General features: G+C 70.0%; 16 protein-coding genes. 8 read left to right on the forward strand and 8 right to left on the reverse strand.

What is annotated here, in order from left to right; genetic code table 11:
• Positions 1-106: 106 nt before the first annotated feature.
• From ABZX90_RS26280 to ABZX90_RS26295, 4 genes are all read left to right on the forward strand, one after another.
• Positions 107-1387 carry an MFS transporter gene (locus tag ABZX90_RS26280; RefSeq protein WP_351131930.1) on the forward strand — a complete coding sequence of 427 codons (1281 nt, stop codon included), beginning with the start codon at positions 107-109 and terminating at the stop codon, positions 1385-1387.
• A gap of 211 nt (positions 1388-1598) precedes the next feature.
• Entirely contained in the window at positions 1599-3833 is a 2235-nt protein-coding gene (locus ABZX90_RS26285) for a helix-turn-helix domain-containing protein (RefSeq protein ID WP_355208635.1), read from the forward strand.
• A gap of 102 nt (positions 3834-3935) precedes the next feature.
• Entirely contained in the window at positions 3936-4634 is a 699-nt protein-coding gene (locus ABZX90_RS26290; protein WP_355208638.1) for an alpha/beta hydrolase, read from the forward strand.
• 140 nt (positions 4635-4774) lie between these two features.
• Positions 4775-5617, forward strand: coding sequence for an alpha/beta hydrolase (locus tag ABZX90_RS26295; RefSeq protein ID WP_355208641.1), 843 nt, complete (start codon positions 4775-4777; stop codon positions 5615-5617).
• A 153-nt stretch (positions 5618-5770) separates the two neighbouring features.
• Here ABZX90_RS26295 and ABZX90_RS26300 read toward each other — a convergent pair whose 3' ends face one another.
• The 3 genes from ABZX90_RS26300 to ABZX90_RS26310 form a co-directional block, all read right to left on the reverse strand.
• Positions 5771-7342, reverse strand: a complete 1572-nt coding sequence (locus ABZX90_RS26300; protein ID WP_355208644.1) for an N-acetylmuramoyl-L-alanine amidase — start codon at positions 7340-7342, stop codon at positions 5771-5773.
• A 123-nt stretch (positions 7343-7465) separates the two neighbouring features.
• Positions 7466-8215, reverse strand: a complete 750-nt coding sequence (locus ABZX90_RS26305; protein WP_355208647.1) for a D-Ala-D-Ala carboxypeptidase family metallohydrolase — start codon at positions 8213-8215, stop codon at positions 7466-7468.
• A 73-nt stretch (positions 8216-8288) separates the two neighbouring features.
• A complete protein-coding gene (locus ABZX90_RS26310; protein ID WP_355208650.1) occupies positions 8289-8687 on the reverse strand; it encodes a hypothetical protein in 399 nt (132 codons plus the stop codon).
• Between the two features lie 170 nt (positions 8688-8857).
• Here ABZX90_RS26310 and ABZX90_RS26315 point away from each other — a divergent pair, with 170 nt between their 5' ends.
• Together ABZX90_RS26315 and ABZX90_RS26320 are read left to right on the forward strand one after the other, a co-directional pair.
• Entirely contained in the window at positions 8858-9865 is a 1008-nt protein-coding gene (locus ABZX90_RS26315; RefSeq protein ID WP_355208686.1) for a helix-turn-helix domain-containing protein, read from the forward strand.
• A 27-nt stretch (positions 9866-9892) separates the two neighbouring features.
• A complete protein-coding gene (locus ABZX90_RS26320) occupies positions 9893-10231 on the forward strand; it encodes a hypothetical protein (RefSeq protein ID WP_351131941.1) in 339 nt (112 codons plus the stop codon).
• Positions 10232-10338: 107 nt separating this feature from the next.
• Here ABZX90_RS26320 and ABZX90_RS26325 read toward each other — a convergent pair whose 3' ends face one another.
• Both ABZX90_RS26325 and ABZX90_RS26330 read right to left on the reverse strand, forming a co-directional pair.
• Complete coding sequence (locus ABZX90_RS26325) at positions 10339-11451, reverse strand: ABC transporter substrate-binding protein (protein WP_355208654.1); 1113 nt, start codon at positions 11449-11451, stop codon at positions 10339-10341.
• A gap of 102 nt (positions 11452-11553) precedes the next feature.
• Entirely contained in the window at positions 11554-12279 is a 726-nt protein-coding gene (locus ABZX90_RS26330) for a TetR/AcrR family transcriptional regulator C-terminal domain-containing protein (protein WP_351131945.1), read from the reverse strand.
• Positions 12280-12437: 158 nt separating this feature from the next.
• On the opposite strand from ABZX90_RS26330, the gene ABZX90_RS26335 reads away from it, so the two are divergent.
• Positions 12438-13556 (forward strand): NAD(P)/FAD-dependent oxidoreductase, encoded by a 1119-nt coding sequence (locus tag ABZX90_RS26335; RefSeq protein ID WP_355208657.1) that lies wholly within the window; start codon positions 12438-12440, stop codon positions 13554-13556.
• Between the two features lie 291 nt (positions 13557-13847).
• On the opposite strand, the gene ABZX90_RS26340 is transcribed toward ABZX90_RS26335, so the two are convergent.
• From ABZX90_RS26340 to ABZX90_RS26350, 3 genes are all read right to left on the reverse strand, one after another.
• Entirely contained in the window at positions 13848-14570 is a 723-nt protein-coding gene (locus tag ABZX90_RS26340; RefSeq protein ID WP_351131947.1) for an alpha/beta hydrolase, read from the reverse strand.
• A gap of 670 nt (positions 14571-15240) precedes the next feature.
• Positions 15241-15477 (reverse strand): hypothetical protein, encoded by a 237-nt coding sequence (locus ABZX90_RS26345; protein WP_355208660.1) that lies wholly within the window; start codon positions 15475-15477, stop codon positions 15241-15243.
• 12 nt (positions 15478-15489) lie between these two features.
• Positions 15490-15879 (reverse strand): RidA family protein, encoded by a 390-nt coding sequence (locus ABZX90_RS26350; RefSeq protein ID WP_351131960.1) that lies wholly within the window; start codon positions 15877-15879, stop codon positions 15490-15492.
• 374 nt (positions 15880-16253) lie between these two features.
• On the opposite strand from ABZX90_RS26350, the gene ABZX90_RS26355 reads away from it, so the two are divergent.
• Positions 16254-16781: a hypothetical protein gene (locus ABZX90_RS26355; protein WP_351131948.1), complete on the forward strand. Its 528-nt coding sequence runs from the start codon at positions 16254-16256 to the stop codon at positions 16779-16781.
• Positions 16782-16785 lie beyond the last annotated feature (4 nt).

The raw sequence follows: 16785 nt of genomic DNA on the forward strand, positions 1-16785 counted from the left end.
GTTGTGGCTGGGCGGTGCTGCGGTTGTTTGACCCCCAGGTACGGAGCTCGCTTTGATGCTTCCGGTCGCGGATCGGTTGTACGGGTGAGGGGCGAGGGGGTCTGGCATGAAGAGCGGGCACCGGCTGGGACGGCTGCGCGGGCGCCGACTGAGACAGCGGCGCGGGCATCGGCTGGGGCGGCCGTTCGGGTGGCTCTGGGGAGCGTACGGGACCAGCGCGCTCGGCACGTGGCTCGCCTTCGGCTCGTTCCCGCTGATCGCCATCCAGGTGCTGAACTGCGGACCGGCCGAGGTCGCCGCACTCTCCTCGGTGGGGGCCGCGGTGGGCGCGGCCGTGGCGGTGCCGCTCGGCCCCTGGGTGGAGTTCCGCCGCAAGCGGCAGACGCTGATCGCGATGGACCTGGTGCGGTTCGCGGCGCTGCTGACGATCCCCGCCGCGTTCACGCTCGGCGTGCTCACCTTCCTTCAGCTGCTGCTGGTCTCGGTCGTCGTCGCGGCGGCCGACATCACCTTCCGAGCCGCCTCCGGCGCGTACCTCAAGTCGCTGCTGCCGGCCGAGGACCTGCTCGTCGCCAACGCCCGGTTCGAGTCCACGGCCTGGACGACCACGATCATCGGGCCGCCGCTGGGCGGCGCGGCGATCGGGCTTCTCGGTCCGGTGGCGACGGTGGTGGCCGACGCGGTCAGCTACCTGCTCTCGGCCCTGGGCATCCGCGCGACAGGCGGGCACGAACCGCCGCCCGAGCGCCGAGAGGCCCCGCGCCTGCGGGCCGGGGACCTGCTCGACGGTTGGCGGTACATCCTCGCCGACACGACGCTGCGTCCACTGTTCTTCAACACGGCCTTGTTCAACGGCCTGGTGATGGCCGCCCAGCCGCTGCTGGCCGTCCTGATGCTCGGCCGACTCGGGTTCACACCGTGGGAATACGGCCTCGCCTTCGCCGCCCCCTCCATCGGCGGGCTGCTCGGTTCACGGCTGGCCCGGCCGCTCGTCACCCGGTTCGGGCAGCACCAGGTCCTGGTCGTGGCCGGGGCACTGCGCGCGCTCTGGCCCGTCGGCCTGGCGTTCCTCGGACCGGGCACAGGCGGGCTGCTGCTGGTGATGGGCATCGAGCTCGGGCTCATTTTCTGCTGCGGGGTCTTCAACCCCGTCTACGCCACCCACCGCCTCGAACGCACCGAGACCGACCGGGTCACCCGCACACTGTCCGCCTGGGCCGTGACGACCAAGGCCTCGACCGCGCTCCTGACGGCCCTCTGGGGCGTACTGGGCGCCCTGCTCGGTCCGCGTACAGCCATCGGGCTGGCCGGCGTGCTGTTGCTGGCGACCCCTCTGCTGCTCCCCTCGCCGTTGCTCCCCCGCCGCGCTGCGGCGCAGCTGCCGTGACGAGGCGGTGGTGCGGCACTGATGGCGACGACAAGCGGAACTGGTGCCCCCTGTCCGTGTGGACTGTCGACATGTTCCCCGACAGAGCCTGACGTGATAAAACATGCGCGATCAGGGATGGTCTGCGTAGGTTCGCGGGCTCTACCGGCGGCCGACCTTCGCGACAGAGAGGGAGTGTGGCTCCATCACTGGGCATCTCGGGTTCGGGGAGGTGTTGCGCGGTCATCGGCGCGCGGCACGTTTGACGTTGGAACAGTTGGCCGAGGTGTCGGGGGTCAGCGCTCGGACTCTGTCGGACATGGAGCGCGGGCGGAGCAAGGGGCCTCAGCATCGGACCGTGACGGCGTTGGCGGATGCGCTCGCGCTGGCGGAGGAGGCTCGCAAGGAGTTACTCGAGCTGGCGCGAGACGGCCGGCTGCGGGATCACTGGATGCGTCCGAGTGGTCTTTGTGAACTGCCCCGGTCGGTCGACGACTTCACCGGCCGGGCGGCGGAACTGGTCTGGGTGAGCGAGCTGGTGTACGCCGAGAGCGCGCCGGGTGTCGGTGTGGTGGGGCTCGTCACCGGCTCCGCGGGCCTGGGGAAGACGACGTTCGCCGTCCGTGCCGCTCATTCCGTGCGGCCGAGTTTTCCCGACGGGGTGCTCTTCCTCGACCTGTTCGGCATGTCCCAGCGGCCCCTGGACGCCGGCGACGCTCTGCGGTTGCTCCTTCGCGCGCTCGGTATCTCGGACCAGCACATACCGGGTGATGTCCAGGAGCGCGCCTCCTTGTACCGCTCTCTGTTGCGGGACAAGCGGGTCCTGGTCGTCCTCGACAACGCCGCGTCGGAGGAACAGGTGCGCCCGCTGCTGCCGGGTGGCGGTGCGGGCAGGGCGCTGATCACCACCCGGCGGTTGCTGTCGGGCCTGGAGGGTGTCCGCAGGCTCGTCCTCGGGCCCCTGCCGTTGCCGGAGTCCACGCGACTGCTGACCGGCATCCTGGGCGATCGGTCCGCGTCCGACGGGGAACCGGCCCTCACCAGACTCTCCGAGTTGTGCGGCGGTCTGCCTCTGGCGCTGCGGATCATCGGGAACCGCCTGGTCAGCCGGCCCGGATGGGGCGCCGGTGAACTCGCCGCCCGGCTGGCGGACGAGGAGCGCAGGCTGGACCAGTTCACGGCCGGCGATCTCAAGATCGCCAACGCGTTCGGGATGTCGTACGAACAACTCGCCGATTCCGCGCGGCGGATGTTCCGTCGGCTCGCCGTGGTGCCGGGACAGGACTTCGACGCCGCCCTGGCGGCCGTCGCCGGAGGGGTGTCGATCGCGGATGCCTGGGAGGCGCTGGACGACCTGGTCGACCTCGGCCTGCTGTACGACAGCATCGCGGGGCGCTACCGATTCCACGACCTGGTCCGGCTGTTCGCCCGCGACCGGCTCCATGAGGAGGAGTCCGCAGTCGAGCGCGAGGCGCTGGCGAAGCGGGTGACGTCGTGGCTGCTGCGGATGGCCACGCTGTGCGGGCAGTGGTTCGAGCCCGGCTACGGCCGTCCCGACCGGCCCGATGTCGATCTCGCGGTTGTCTCGTCCTCGGAGGAGGCCGACCGGTGGCTGAGGGTGAATGTGGACAACTGGCTGGGGGCGATGCGGGCTGCGCCAGACGGCGGCCGGTACTCCCTCGTCCTCGACTGCGCGGAATCGATGCACTGGTTCTCCGACCGGTGGGCGCACAGCCCGAACTGGCAGGAGGTCTTCACCCGGGGAGCGGAAGCCGCCGCCGCCCTCGGAGACCCGGTCCAGCAGGCGACCCAGCTGAACTATCTGGCCTGGGTCCATTCAGTGCCGCCCAGCAACCCGAAGGCCGTGCTGCGGCATGTGGCCGATGCACTGCAGTTGGCCACCCGGGCTGGCGCGACCGCGCAGATCGCCTGGGCCCACGAGTACACCGCTTCGGCACAGCTCCTGCTCGGTCGGCCCGATGAGGCGATCGCTTCGTCTACCCGGGCAGCAGAGATGTTCAAGGTCATCGGTGACATCGACTCCTACGTCCAGAGCAACGCCGCGATCACGAAGTGCCTGTTCGACGAAGGGCGCTACGCCGAAGCGTTGGAGCGATACCGCGAACTGCTCGCTGTCTTGGACGACCCCGAGTCGGGGATGACGCCGAGCGTCGCAACGCACAGTCGGCCATTGGCTCTGATCTGCATCGGCCAATGCCTCAGACACCTCGGCCGCCGTTCGGAGGCGATCATCACGCTGAGCGAGGGAATCGATCTCCTGGACACGCTCCGAGCGTCTGACTATCGGCAGGCTGGCGCCCTGGAAGCCCTGGCTGACCTGCTGGCCGAGGAAGACCGGACCGACGAGAGCCTCCGCTCCTACGCGCGGGCGGCGCAGGTCTTCGAAGCGATCGGCGACACCGAGGCGAGTAGCCGCTGCCACGCCTTGGCGACCCCAACTCCCTGACTTCTGCGTGCTGTTCTGCGTGGTCCGGCCGCCTGGCCACGACTTGACTTGGGTGCACCGGGACAGCCGTCAAGGCGCTGTCCCTCCAGGTCGGGAGTGGCCATGGCAGCCATCAGGAACATCGTGCTCGTACACGGCGGCTTCGTGGACGGATCGGGCTGGCAGGGGGTCTACGACCACCTGACCGCCGACGGCTACCGGGTGGCCGTCGTACAGAACCCGACCCTTACGCTGGCCGGCGACGTCGCCGCCACCCACCAGGTGCTCGACAGCCTGGACGGCCCGGCCGTGCTGGTCGGCCACTCCTACGGCGGTGTCGTCATCACCGAGGCCGGCAGCCACCCCAGCGTCGCCGCGCTCGCCTACATCGCCGCGTTCGCACCGGACAAGGGCGAATCCGTCAGCTCCCTGATCGCCGACCCGCCGCCCGGCGCGCCGGTTCCGCCGATCCTGCCGCCCAAGGACGGGTTCCTGTTCCTGGACCGGGACAGGTTCGCGGCCGCCTTCGCCGCCGACGTCCCCGGAAAGCAGGCGTCGTTCATGGCCGACTCCCAGGTCCCCTGGGGCGTCGGGGCCCTCGAAGGGGCGGTCTCCGAACCGGCCTGGCAGACCAAGCCCTCCTGGTATCTGGTCGCCACCGACGACCACATGATCCCGCCGCCCGCCCAGCGCGCCATGTCCGAGCGCGCCGGAGCGATCGTCACCGAGACCCCCGGCAGCCACGCCGTCTACGTCTCCCGCCCGGCCGTCGTGGCCGCCGTCATCGCCCAGGCCGCCCAGGGGCTCAACGGCCAGTCCTAGAAGCGGGCGGCCGCGCCGCCACACCCGGGCGGGCGAACAGGCCATCGGCGTCCGCCAGAACGTCCGGGCCGCTGCGCCAGAACTTCTCGCCCCGGCCCTGTAGCCGGGCGCGACCCCGTTCCGATCACGTAAGGAATCCCATGGACCCTGAGCCCACCCGCCGCCACGTGCTCGCCACCGGCGCAGCCGCCGCGGGCGCCGCAGCACTGCTGGGGCCACTCTCCTCGGCCGCCTCCGCCGCCGAACGCTCCGCAGCCGGAACCCCGGCCAAACCGACCATCGTGCTCGTGCACGGCGGATTCGCCGACGCCTCCTGCTGGAACCCTGTCATCTCGCGGCTCCAGCGCGCCGGGTACGAGACCATCGCCCCCGCCAACCCGCTGCGCGGCCTGCCCACCGACGCCGCCTACATCGCCAGCGTCGTCGAGTCGATCAACGGCCCGGGCGTGCTGGTCGGTCACTCCTACGGGGGCGCTGTCATCACCAACGCCGCCGTCGGCGCCACCAACGTCAAGGCGCTGGTGTACATCGCCGCGTTCGTGCCCGACATGGGCGAGCAACTCGCCGTACTGATCAACAAGTACCCCGGCAGCATCATCCAGGCCGCCACGCGGCCGGTGCCCTACCCGGGGCCCGACGGCACCACCGGTACCGACCTGTATCTTCAGGCCGACAAGTTCCGGGCCGCGTTCGCCGCCGACCTGCCCGTCGCGACCACCCGTCTCATGCAGGCCACCCAGCGGCCGTTCAGCGCCACCTGCTTCACCGACGTCACCACCGCTGCCGCCTGGCACACCATCCCCTCCTGGGGCCTGGTCGCCGCATCCGACAAGGCCATTCCGGCCGCCCTGGAACGCTTCTTCTACCAGCGCGCGGGCGCCCGCGCCGTCGTCGAGGTACCGGGCGCGTCCCACGTCGCCATGATCAGCCACCCGGACATCACCGCCCACCTCATCCAGGACGCCGCCAAGACCACCACCTGACCACCTGCAGCCCAAGTGCCCCGGCCCGGACAACTACCGAGCCGGGGCACACGCTGGGCCTTCGCCGCATCATGGGGGATGGGCGGAGTCGGAGCACGCGCCGGCCGGACCGGAGATCCTGGAGAGGCCCCGGGCCCGGCTGCCGCCCGCCCCTCAGCGACCGGCTTGCAGGGCGCTCCAGGTGGCGGGGCCGACCGTACCGTCGACGCTCAGCGCACGACTGCTCTGGTAGTCCCGGACTGCCTGGTCGGTCCCTGATCCGAAGTCGCCGTCCGCGGAGACGGTGCGTCCCAGAGCGGCCGTGAGAGCCCTCTGAAGGCGCTGGACATCGGAGCCCGTGCTGCCCTGCCGGAGCACCGGCACGCCGCCGGCCGAGAGGAGCGCGGTCCAGGTGTGCGCGCCGACGACCCCATCGGCGCTGAGCCCGCGGGCCTGCTGGAAGGCGGTGACGGCTGCGGTGGTCTTCGAGCCGAAGCTGCCGTCCACGGTGCCCGCGTCGAATCCCTGCTGGTTGAGGAGTGACTGAGCGGCCGACACCTGAGGCCCGGAGGAACCGGCGCGAAGGGTGTCGTAGGACGGGAAGGTCAACTGGACGTCGCCTCCGCCGCCTGTGCTGCCACCCACCAGTTGCATGTAGTACGCCCAGTTCCAGTTCGGTCCCGGATCGGTGTGATCGTTGCCTGGCACTTCGGAGTGTCCGACGATGTGGGCTCGGTCCTTGGGGATGCCGTAGCGATTGCAGAGATAGGCGGTCAGGGCCGCGGAGGAGCGGTACATGGCGTCGGTGAACCAGGTCGGGTTGTCGATGTACCCCTCGTGTTCGATGCCGATCCCGGACGCGTTGCCCGAACGGGCGTGCCAGGCGGTGTCCTTGTCTCGAACCATCTGGGTGATCTGACCGTCGGAGGAGCGCACCACGTAATGGGCGCTGACCTGGGCCGCGGGATCCTGGAACCAGCTGATCGTCCCCGCGTAGGAGCCTTGGGTGACGTGGATGACGACCTTGCTGATCGAGGCCGTGCGGCCGACGGCGTAGTTGGCGGTGCTGGCCGCGACCCATTGCGCCGATGGGTAGTCCGGGCTCTGCGCCACCGGCGCCGCGGCGGCCTCGTAGCGGCCGCGTTCGGGTGCCACGGAGCGGGCGGCAACGGTCAGCACCTCTCCGTCCGACGTGCGGGCTGTCACGCCGTCGGCCAGGAGGGTGTAGACGGTGTCGGCGTAGCGGCGCGCGCCGGAGAGATCGGTCGCGCCGCCGTACCGGGCGACCAGCGGATACCAGGCGTCGGCGTCATGCCGTTCGGTTCGGCTGAGGCCGGCTTCGTCGGCGTAGGCGCGCAGGACGGCCGCTCCACCGCGGATGTTCGCCGCGGTGTCCTCGCGGAGTTCGCGGGGTGCCTCACCGGTGAGCCGGGACGCCAGTTCCAGGGTGTGCCGGTCAGGGTTGCTCACCAGGTGCATCACCCCGTAGCCGCCGGCCTGGCTCGGCAGGCCGGCGTGGTCGTCGAGGTGGGTCTCCCCGTATCCGAGGGCGACCAGGACATCGCGCGGCACGTCGAACTCGGCCGCCGCCCGAGTGAAGGCGCGGCTGACGGGGCCCGGGGCCGTGGGGCCCGCGGATCGGGGCGCGGCGCCGGCGGGCTGCACGGCGGCGACCAGCACGGTCAGGGTTCCAAGGACGGACAGGGCTGCGCGCCGCAGGAGTGGGCGCGGCGGTCTGCGGTACATGGGTGTGCCTCCGGAGGGGACTGTGGCTTCGGGCGCGCAAGGGCAGAGGCCGGGTGCATCGGGGGTGGGTGGCCGAATGTCTGGGACGCCGGACCACTGGGGCGGGTGGGCTGGTGTCGGGCTTCAGATGGTGCCGTTCTCCCACCACCAGGCCCGGCCGAGGTCCGCGCGGCTGTCGACGTGCTGGTGATCGACGGTGTACGTCTCCAGGCCGGAGAACCCGCAGGTCTCCGCCTTCTGGTACACCGTGCGGTTGCTGACGCCGGGTACGTTGAGGTCGGCCGCGGTGCCGTAGAGGTGCATGCTGTCGCTGGCCCCGCCGATCTCGGCGTTGTGCGCGATGCTGCGGAAGCCCGAGTTGACGGTGATGGGCGTGTTGCCGAGCTTCATGCGCAGGGCCTCCAGCTTGTACATGGCGCGGCGGGCGTTTTCCCGTACGGTGGCCGCGCTCACCTTGCCGCCGTCGAAGGTGCCACTGGACCGGTCGGTGAACTCGCTCCAGTTGAAGTGGGCCGTCGAACCGTCCGACTGCTCCAGGGCGTTGAGCTGAGCCTGGGTGGCGGGGCCGGCGCTGCCGTCGACGGCCAGGCCATGAGCCGCCTGGAACCTGCGGACCGCGGCGGCTGTGCCCGGGCCGAAGTCGCCGTCGATGCTCACCCGGGACTGGCTGGCCGAGTCCGCGGCCCAGCCGGCGATCCGGATCTGCAATTCCGTCACATCAGCTCCGTTGGCCCCCTGGTTCAGGGTGCGTGACCAGCTGTAGGCGTGTGCTGAGCCCGACAGGAACAAGGGGCCGGCGAGGGCGCCCACGGTCGCGGCGAAGGTTCCACGCAGGATCGCGCGGCGCTTCAGGGGGCGCAGAGGTGAGCTCATCGTGATTCCTTAGGGGCGTGCGCGGGTGCGGGGGGTGTCAGTACGCGAGCGGGGCGGGCGTGAACGGTGGTGGTCAGTAGGCGATCTGGACCCGGGCGGTGGCGCCTTCCAGGTCCACGCCGAGGGGAACGGTGAATCTGCTGCCGTCGAGGACGTCGGTGGCGATGGTCTTCCAGCCCCAGCCGACGTTGGTCCAGTAGTTGCACTGGCCGTAACGGACGAACTTCACGCAGGCGTTCACCGAGTCGGCATCGCCGCCGACGATGCGGACGTTGATGTCGTTGCACCGGGCCGACGACGTGTAGGGCCCGAATTCGAGGGAGTCGTCGGTGGACACCGTGACAGCGCCGCCGTAGCAACTGGTGGCCGCCGTGGTGGCGGGAGCCGCCGACGCGTGGGCGGGAGCGGGGACTGTGACAGCGAGGGCGACGAGCAGCGCCGCCGCGGCCGGGCGGGCGAAAGTATTCGCCATCGGATTCCTTCTCCGTTCGGGGCAGGCTGGAGGGGCGGGAGGGACGCGGGAAACCGCACGTGGTGTCGCGGGGCTCGTGCGACGGGGCGAGTTCATGCTCCGGCCTGTGCTTCCACCTGTCATGCTCATTCGAAGGTGCTGAAATATCGCAGGTGGGAAGGGTGATGGCAGTGCTTCGTTTCCACTTCTCTGCCGAGGATCTGGCCAGGACCCGGGTCGCTGCCGCCCCGCACCCGCTCTGGGAGATCGCCTCCAGCCTGCACCGCTTCCAAACCCCAGCGGGCCGCTGGGCGTATGCGCACTGGTACGGGCCCGCACGTGAACGGCTTCGGGAAGCGGGCCTCGAGGACGTCGTGCGGCGGGTCTTGCTGCCCCTCTTCCCGCGCGCGTCCTACTTCCCCGACTTCCTCACCCCGCTGGAAGGCACGGCCGGGCTGGAGGCCGGGCTGGAGGCGATCCTCCGCACGCCGTCGGACCAGGTCGCGGCGGAACTCGCGGCCCTCGCCCGGGTCACCCGGGTGCCGGCCTGGTTCGGCCGGCTGACAGAGACGGAGACCCGTGGCGAGCTGGTGGACATTCTGCGCGCCTACCACCGGACCGTCATCGCACCCCACGAGGAGTGGGTGTACGAAAGCCTGCACACCGAGCGGATCCGGCTGGCCCGTCACCTGCTCGACGGGGGCACGGAAGGCCTGCTCGAAGAGCTCGGGCCGACCGTCCGGTGGAGGCACCCGCGCCTTGAGATCAACACGTATCCGACGGAACATGACATCCACTTGAAGGGCCGCGGGCTGCTGCTCATTCCGTCGTACTTCTGCTGGAAGGGACCGATCTCTCTCGCGAATCCGGGGTTACCCCCCGTCCTCATCTACTCCCTGCACCACGAGGTGCCCACCGGGCCGTCCAAGACGGCAGCCGAGAGCGCCGGTTCGCCGCCGTTACAGGTGTTGCTGGGCCGGGCCCACGCCGCCGTCCTGCAGGCCACGGCCGCCGGGGTGACCACCACCGAAGCCGCCCAACGGGCCGGAGTCACACCGGCCACCGCGACCCATCACACGACAGCGCTGCGCGATGCCGGACTGATTACCAGCCACCGCCACGGCAACACTGTGATCCACACATTGACCCTGATGGGAGCAACCATGCTGAGCAAGAACCAGCGGGATCCCACGGGGTGACACGTCGTCAAGATCTAGGCTCTGCGCATGACCGACGAAGAAGTGATGGCGCGTGTCGTCGCGATCCTCACCAAGACACGTGAGTACGTGGGGGAAGACGCCCCCGAGCCCGACAGCGAGAGCGATGTCCTTCTGAACGAACTGGTGAAGGACATCTTCCCGAGAAGCATCGACATCGACGACGACGCCACCCCGCAAGAAGTGGCGAACGCCATCGCCCAGGCAATGAGCGGCCCGATCTTCACCGCATTCGGAGCGTTCGCCGCCGCCTTCCACCAACTCGCCGCGGAACACGATCGCGACAACCCCGAGGTCTCCTCCGCCCAGGTGCTACGAGACCTCGCCCTGCGCGCCAGCCGCGAGTGACGCGTGCTCTGCGGCCCCGCCCGCAGGGGCCGCGCGTCTCCCTCCCGCACCGCGTGTGGGTGGAGGTTCCCGGGATGCCGGCCGACCGCTCGGACCTCCGTGCTCCCTCAGCCGGTGTGCAGGATCCGAAAGCGATCGGGTTCCGCCGGATCTCGATCAACGACCTGAACCGGCGCCCAAGCCCATTGCCAGACACTGATGCCTGGTGTGCGGGAGAACTGGATCTGCCCGCGGGTGCCTTCGACTGCGACGCGCGACCAGGATGCGGCCGTGCGCGCCCGGTCCGTGCCGTGAGAACGCAGCACATCGGCGAGGACGGTGACCGCGTCGTAGCCCTCGAAGGCGACAAAGGAGGGCGCTTCGGCCAGCCGCTCGCTGAGGGCCCTCTCGACTCGTGCACCGAGTGGGCTGAGGCGCTCGGGCAGGTAACGCAAGAACGGGATCGCGGCACTGTCGTCGCCCAGCAACGTCGCCCATTCGGCGAACTCCGGTTGCCCGGCAGGAGCACCCATCATGAGCCCGGCGAGGCGCCGGTCGCGGCGGACGGACTTGACGATCGACACCGCCGGCTCCGGGTGACCGACCAGAAGCAGGAGAGCTGTCGCGCGATGGTCGACGAGTTCGTCGCACACGGCCGCGGGAGAGAGCACACGCATGTCGAGTTCGATGACCGTGCCGCCGCGGGGAGCGAGGTAGTCCCGCAGAATGCGGGCCCCCGAGGCCCAGTAGACACTCGGCTCGGCTGCTACGGCGATTCGACTGTGGCTCGCGCCGAGGAGGAAGTCCGCGTAGATCTGCCAGCCGTGGGACTGCGCCGGGGCAAGGCGACCGACCCACTCCGTCGGCTGTTCGGTGAGCGCGTCGAGCACCGCTGACGAGCAGAGGAACGGAAGGCCGAGGGCATCGGCCCTGGCGGCGGCGGCGCGGGCGACGACGCTGTGATACTCCCCCGCCAAGGCAGCCACGCCCAGGCGAGCCAATTCGTCCACGGCCGCCACGGCCCTGCGTGGATCAGCCGCGGTGTCTCGGACCACCAGCTCGAGTGGCCTTCCGACGATCCCGCCGGCGTCATTCACTTCGCGAACGGCCAGTTCCAGTCCGGCGAGCAAGTGTCGGCCGGCCTCGACCCAGCCAGGCCGCGTCAGCGGAACGAGAGCGCCGATCCGGACGGATGATCCGTCAGTCCGCTCCGCCCCAGGCGGCGATGATGGCGTATTCATGCGTTGGCGTCTCCCCTGTGACGAGTCGGTTGCGGCTTGCCGGGAAAACGGAGTGGCAATGCCGGGTCGTACGCCGGCGCCGGCGCCGGATCCCTGCCCGGCTCAGGTGGCGGGTGGGGTGTTCGTCTGTCCACCGGGCAGGTGGAGCGTGGTGATGCCGGTGAGGACGAAGTCGATCCCCGCGAGGAACTGTTCGCGGTCGTCGTGCTCGCGCACCTGGTCCGCGACGGCCCGGGTGAACGGGTAGTCGTCGGGGTCGAGCTCTTCCCACGCCGTCGATACGGCGTCGAGGAACTCGGCGCGGTCCACGTGGAGCCCGGCGGCCCGGGCGTTGGCGGCGTTCTGGCCGGCGGCGCCCAGGATGTAGTGAACCAGGGCCGAGGTCGCCGTGAACCAGCTGCCCTCGGGCACGCCCAGCGCCCGGACCCGCCGGCCGATGCTTTCGAAGATCCGCGGCGTCACCGACCCCCAGGGGCTGCGAGAGAGCTGCATGGCGAGCTGCGTGGCGAGCCACGGATGGTCGTCGATCGCCTCGAACAGGCCGAGCGCGACGGCGCGGATCTCCTCCTGCGGCGAGTCCGAAGGCTCAGCGGACTCGATGGCCAGTGCGGCGGCGACGACGGCGTCGGTCGCGGCGGCGAGCAGCTCGCCCTTGTTCGCCACATGCCAATAGATCGCGCCGGGCCCGGTGGCGAGGGCCTCGGCCAGTGCTCGGAACGTGAGCCCGCTCTCGCCGGCCGCGTCGAGCAGCTCGACGGCAGTCTCGACGATGCGCTCCCGGGAGAGTGCCTCCGTGCGCCGCTGCGACCGGCGCGTTCGTGTTGCCATGTCCCCATCCTAGACACCCTGGAACACCGTTCCAGCTTGACAAGGTATGGAACATCGTTCCATTCTGGGTCTGCTGGAACAACGTTCCATACGTGATCCGCCGGGTGTGCGTGTCTGTCGGTCCAGCGGTCCAGGTTCAGGTTCAGGAAGGAAGCACCATGACCACTCCGGTCACGATCATCGGCGCCGGACTCGGCGGCCTCACGCTCGCCCGCGTCCTGCACGTCCACGGAATCCCGGCCACGATCTACGAGGCGGAGGCTTCTCCGACGGCGCGATCACAGGGCGGGATGCTCGACATCCACGAAGACAACGGCCAACCGGCCCTCCGGGCGGCAGACCTGATGGACGAGTTCCGAGCCATCATCCTGGAGGGCCGCGAGGCAACCCGGGTCCTCGCCCCGGACGGGACCGTTCTGTTTGACGACGACAGCACCCGTGGACGCCCCGAGGTGCTGCGCGGCGAGCTGCGACGGATCCTGCTCGAATCGCTCCCGGCGGGCACCGTCCGGTGGGGTCACAAGGTCAGCGACGTCCGTGCCCTCGGCCGGGGTCGCCACGAGGTGACCTTCGCCGACAGCACCACTGTCGTCACGAATCTGCTGGTCGGCGCGGACGGCGCGTGGTCGCGGGTCCGGCCGCTGCTTTCGGACGCGACACCCGAGTACATCGGCAGATCGTTCATCGAGACCTATCTGTTCGACGGCGACACGCAGCACCCGGCCAGCGCGAAGGCGGTCGGCGGCGGGGCACTGTTGGCGCTCGCGCCGGGGAAGGGGATCCAGGCCCACCGGGAGAGCGGCGGGACCCTCCACACCTACGTGGCACTCTCCAAGCCGCGGGACTGGTTCGCCGACATCGATTTCGGCGATTCCGCCGCGGCCACCGCGCGGATCGCGCAGGAGTTCGACGGCTGGGCGCCGGAACTCACCGCGCTCATCACCGACGGGGAGACCGCACCGGTCCTGCGCACCCTCAGTGCCCTGCCCGTCGAGCACCGATGGGACCGGGTGCCGGGGGTGACCCTGATCGGCGACGCCGCCCACCTCTCGGCCCCGAACGGCGAAGGCGCCAACCTTGCCATGTACGACGGCTCCGAACTCGCCAAGGCCATCGCCGCCCACTCCGATGACATCGAAGCCGCGCTCACCGCATACGAACGGGCACTGTTCCCCCGTAGCGCCGCGGCCGCCACCGATGGCGACCACCTCCACGAGCTTCTCTTCGGCGAAGACGCGCCCCAGGGCCTGATCGCCATGTTCACAGGACACGAGTGAGACCGCGTCCTACGCCCGGCCGGGCCCTGGCGTTGGTGGTCGATTCGGTCGCCTGCCCGGCGATCGGCGAGGTACGGGCCAAGTGCCTCACGGCGTGGGCCCGGCTGATGGAGGCGCTGGTGGCCGAGCGCCGCCCCGACCGGCCGGTACCGCCGATGGCCGGTACCGCCGCGATCGGGGCGGTCGTGCATCTGCCGGCCACCGCCATCAAGGAGGGCCGGGACCTGACTTCGATGAGCGGCGTCCTGGCCGACGCCGCTTACCGTCTGCTGCCGGCCCGCCGGCCGGGCCTCACTTCAGGTGCCGGCCGAAGAACCGGCCCCCGTCCTCCACCTCGAACCACGGGGTGCCGGTGTGCCCGCCCAGATTGGCGTGCAGCGTCTTCTCCTTGGTGCCGAAGGCGTCGAACAGGTCCAGGGCCCGCTGCCGGGGGTTCCCTTCGTCGTCCCACTGCAGCAGGAACAGCAGCGGAATGGTGATCTGCCGGGCCTCCTCGCGTTGGGCGCGAGGCACGTAACCCCCGGCGAAGAAGCCGGCGGCCGCGATGCGCGGCTCGACCACCGCCAGCCGAATGCCGACGGCGGTCCACCCCGAGTACCCGACCGGGCCGCCGATCTCGGGCAGCGAAAGGAGGGCGTCCAGGGTGGTCCGCCATTCCGGGACCGCCCCTTCGACCAGCGGGCCGATGAAGGACTCGAAGATCTCATCGACCGGCTCGCCGGCCTGCATCGCCCGGCGGAGGTCGGCGCGCGCCTGCTCGGCGGCGGCGGAACGGGGACGGTCACCGCACTCGGCGGCGTCGATGGTGGCCACCGCGTAGCCGCGCGCAGCGGTGTACCGGGCCCGGGCCACCAGCCGGGGTTCCGCCTTGGGCAGGCCGTTGTTGTGAGCCATCAGGACCAGCGGGGCCGGTGCGGCGGATTCTGGCGTCCACAGGGTGCCGGGGATCTCGCCGAGGGTGAATTCGCGCTCGAGGACACCGTCGTCGAGGCGCTGTTCAGAAGTGAAGTGCATGGTCGTGCCTTTCGGGAGAGCTCGTAAACGGCGCTCCCGGACGACCTATCGTCCGACCGTGGCCCCGGAGGGGAGCACCCATGTCGATACTGCGTTCACGGGTACCACCTCCTCGTTCTCTCGCACGGCCTCCGGAAAAGTAGCAGTGGTCGCCGTGATCCGCCAACGGGTTTTCGCGGAGGCTGCGCGGCCGGTTGCCGCCTCACCACATAGGACGCGCCCAGGGCCCACCACCACCCGGCGAGGCACTGCGGTGACAACCCGGCGGCACCGCCCGCTTCGGGGAGGAGCGGGCCCACGCAAGTCGAGGTGTTCTCGAACGCCGAGACCCATGCTGCAACGATCGTGACCCTCGTGCGGCCCAGACGCTCAGTGAGCCGAGCCTGGCCACGACCGACGGCGACACCTCCACCATGTGCACCGACCTAGCCGAGACCGGCAGCTCCGGGGCCACCCCGATGATCGCGGGCACCGTGCCTGGTATGGGCGCCCATCATGGCTGTGTGGTCGCTGGTCTTCTCACCGGACCGGCTCATCAAAGGGCGTACGGCAGTTATTGGGAGCGGCGCCACAGGGTCCTGCTGTGGCGAGGGCTTGTTCCGGAACAACCCCTGGGAATGGGTCAGTACCTCTATTCATCGGTACGGCCGCCCAGCTGAGGAGCCTCTCCTCACCCGACCGCCGAGTCCCCAGCCTCCTCCTGCGACTGGGCCAGGAGCCGCAGGGCGCCGATGTCTCCGAAGTCGGCGGCCTTCCGGTACAGCGCTTCGGCAGCCTGCCCGTCTCCAGCCGCTCCCCGCACTTCGGCCAGACCCCGCAGGACGTGCGTGTCTCCAAAATCGGCGGCCTCCTGAGCCAGGGCTTCGGCGCCCCACAACCTGGCACCAGCAAGGCCCCGGTCAGCCACAGGCTTGCCGAGTCACCAGGGGATTATGGCGAGGGCTTCGACCTCCAGCATGAGCTCTGGCCGGTACAGCGCGGCGACCTGCACTGCGGTACTGGCAGGCGGACGCGAGGTGTCGATGTGCGCGTCGCGGACGGCCCGTATCTCCGGCAGTACGGCGACGTCGGTGACGTAGAAGGTGAACTTGGCGACCTCGGCGAACGTTGCGCCGCCTGCCGCCAGGCAGCGCCGCAGGTTCTCGAAGACCTGACGGGCCTGGGCGGCGGCGTCGCCTTTCCCGACCACGTTTCCCTGTTCGTCCAGTGCGACCTGCCCGGAGATGACGACCAGTCGACCTTCGCCCACAACCACATGGCTGTAGCCGTTCCCTGGGGCGACCCCGTCTGGCGGAATGTGGGTGAGCATGGTCTCTTCTGACTCATCTGACACCAGTGACCTCCTCGAACGACACGTGACGAAGCAACGGTATACCGCACCAACTCTGCCCATCCCGGCGCACGTTGGGCCGTGGGCCGAACGCGCGCCCCGTCTCAGCTGCCTGCATCGGTGGAAACCCCGGTACGGGGTGATTTCGCGCGAAGCCCGGGCGGCGCCGCAGCTCGGGGGTGGGCACGCGACATCACGCGTCGAATCTCAGTAAGCCCCCTCGGAACCGGCGAACACGCCTGTTGAGACGCCACGCACTGCGGACGAATGCCGGTCGCCGTCACTCTGCGTAGACCACCGAGAGACGGGGTGCGGAGGCTCGCGCTGAAGGCGAGAGTGGCATGATCCGGGCCATGGATCAGCTCTCGTACTCGGCCGCATGGCTGTCACGGTGGCGTGACGAGATGACGGGTGCGGTGAGCTCCATGATCTCGACGTTCGAGGAGACGTACGGCTACGAGCCGGGCACGAATGAGGTCCGGGTCGCCGACGAAGAGGACCTTCTGGCTGCCCGAGACTACGCTCGGGAGTCTCTGGGATTCGAGGATCTGCTGACGTTCTACGAGTCGATCGGGGAGGTCGTGCTGCCTGACGTGGGTAACGGCTACTTCGTCCACTCGGCACGCGACGTCCTGCGCAGGCTCGCGGAGGAAGGGCCGGTGTTCATTCCGGAAGCCGATGACCCTCTCGGCATGGTCATCGCCTCGGACGGCGGGGGCGTCCTCTACGTCGCCGACTGGGGTGGCGCGATCCACCGGTCACGGACCGCCTCCCTGGACGATGCGGAGTTCGACAAGGTCGCCGACGACCTGCCGCAGTTCCTTCATCACATCCGTCGCTGTGTCGTCCGTTTCTCGGAGACGGGCACCCCGGAGACCTGAGACC

This window comes from Streptomyces sp. NPDC002935, assembly GCF_040611295.1.
Lineage (GTDB): Bacteria > Actinomycetota > Actinomycetes > Streptomycetales > Streptomycetaceae > Streptomyces.

What these genes read in the sequence shown, in the direction of transcription:
- ABZX90_RS26280 (WP_351131930.1), top strand. Translation starts at nt 107, where the DNA reads ATGAAGAGCGGGCACCGGCTGGGACGGCTGCGCGGGCGCCGACTGAGA.
- ABZX90_RS26290 (WP_355208638.1), top strand. Translation starts at nt 3,936, where the DNA reads ATGGCAGCCATCAGGAACATCGTGCTCGTACACGGCGGCTTCGTGGAC.
- ABZX90_RS26295 (WP_355208641.1), top strand. Translation starts at nt 4,775, where the DNA reads ATGGACCCTGAGCCCACCCGCCGCCACGTGCTCGCCACCGGCGCAGCC.
- ABZX90_RS26300 (WP_355208644.1), bottom strand. Translation starts at nt 7,342, where the DNA reads ATGTACCGCAGACCGCCGCGCCCACTCCTGCGGCGCGCAGCCCTGTCC.
- ABZX90_RS26305 (WP_355208647.1), bottom strand. Translation starts at nt 8,215, where the DNA reads ATGAGCTCACCTCTGCGCCCCCTGAAGCGCCGCGCGATCCTGCGTGGA.
- ABZX90_RS26310 (WP_355208650.1), bottom strand. Translation starts at nt 8,687, where the DNA reads ATGGCGAATACTTTCGCCCGCCCGGCCGCGGCGGCGCTGCTCGTCGCC.
- ABZX90_RS26320 (WP_351131941.1), top strand. Translation starts at nt 9,893, where the DNA reads ATGACCGACGAAGAAGTGATGGCGCGTGTCGTCGCGATCCTCACCAAG.
- ABZX90_RS26325 (WP_355208654.1), bottom strand. Translation starts at nt 11,451, where the DNA reads ATGAATACGCCATCATCGCCGCCTGGGGCGGAGCGGACTGACGGATCA.
- ABZX90_RS26330 (WP_351131945.1), bottom strand. Translation starts at nt 12,279, where the DNA reads ATGGCAACACGAACGCGCCGGTCGCAGCGGCGCACGGAGGCACTCTCC.
- ABZX90_RS26335 (WP_355208657.1), top strand. Translation starts at nt 12,438, where the DNA reads ATGACCACTCCGGTCACGATCATCGGCGCCGGACTCGGCGGCCTCACG.
- ABZX90_RS26340 (WP_351131947.1), bottom strand. Translation starts at nt 14,570, where the DNA reads ATGCACTTCACTTCTGAACAGCGCCTCGACGACGGTGTCCTCGAGCGC.
- ABZX90_RS26350 (WP_351131960.1), bottom strand. Translation starts at nt 15,879, where the DNA reads ATGCTCACCCACATTCCGCCAGACGGGGTCGCCCCAGGGAACGGCTAC.
- ABZX90_RS26355 (WP_351131948.1), top strand. Translation starts at nt 16,254, where the DNA reads ATGGATCAGCTCTCGTACTCGGCCGCATGGCTGTCACGGTGGCGTGAC.